This is a genomic window from Kribbia dieselivorans NBRC 106261, from assembly GCF_001552435.1.
GTDB classification, from domain to species: Bacteria; Actinomycetota; Actinomycetes; order Actinomycetales; family Dermatophilaceae; genus Kribbia; species Kribbia dieselivorans.
The window spans coordinates 1-844 of the sequence record NZ_BCRE01000091.1 but is presented as its reverse complement, the minus strand read 5'-3'; the positions used below and the strand labels follow the sequence as shown (position 1 = coordinate 844).

1 protein-coding gene is annotated in these 844 nt (G+C 67.5%); it reads left to right on the top strand.

All coding sequences use genetic code 11. From position 1 onward, the window contains the following. The first annotated feature begins 242 nt into the window (after positions 1-242). The gene (locus KD1_RS08460) at positions 243-821 is read left to right on the top strand and encodes a DUF4097 family beta strand repeat-containing protein (protein WP_068400421.1); all 579 of its coding nucleotides are present in this window, start codon (positions 243-245) and stop codon (positions 819-821) included. The last annotated feature ends 23 nt before the right edge of the window (positions 822-844 follow it).

Genomic DNA, 844 nt, shown 5'->3' with positions numbered 1-844 from the left:
CCTGCTACGCGGCAACCGTGCCAACCTGCCGAACCGCGCTCCGGCGCTGCCACCCAGCCCCCGCGCCGAGTGATGGTTTCGGGCCGCCCCAGGCGTCCTGGGGCGGCCCGAAACCATCACTCGGCGGGTGGGGGCGGATCGCATGAAGAGTTCTTCATGTTCGATTCACCGATGCCTCACTGCCCCTTGTCAGGGTGGAGTCACATCACCGGAGAGGCCGGTGCACCGAAGGGGAGAACGACATGAACAGCCCACGACTGGTCACGACCACCCTGGCCGCCACGGCCCTCGCGGCCGGCACGATCTTCGCCGGCGCCGCTCCGGCCATGGCCGACGACCGCGTCTGCCGCGGCACCCTGTCGAACCGCACGATCAGCGACAACATCGTCGTGCCCAAGGGCGCGACGTGCACGCTGAACCGGGTCAACGTCAAGGGCAACGTCCTCGTCCGCTCCGGTGCGACGCTCCGCGCCTACAAGGGGTCGGTTGACGGCAACATCCAGGCCACGGGCCACAAGTACGTCCGGGTCACGACCGTGCGCGTCGACGGCGACATCCAACTCAAGAGCGGCCGGTCCGCCAACCTCCGTCTCAACACGGTTGACGGCAACATCCAGTCCGAGCGCAACCGCGGATCGCAGATCATCGCGCACAACCGCGTCGACGGCGACATCCAGCTGTTCAGCAACAAGGCCGGCTCGAAGAGCGTCTACCGCAACCGCGTCGACGGCAACCTGCAGTGCAAGTCCAACGTCCCCGCCCCGAAGGGCTGGAGCAACATCGTCAAGGGCAACAAGGAAGGCCAGTGCCGCCGCTTCTGACCCGGCGCACATCCCACCCCTCC

What these genes read in the sequence shown, in the direction of transcription:
- KD1_RS08460 (WP_068400421.1), top strand. Translation starts at nt 243, where the DNA reads ATGAACAGCCCACGACTGGTCACGACCACCCTGGCCGCCACGGCCCTC.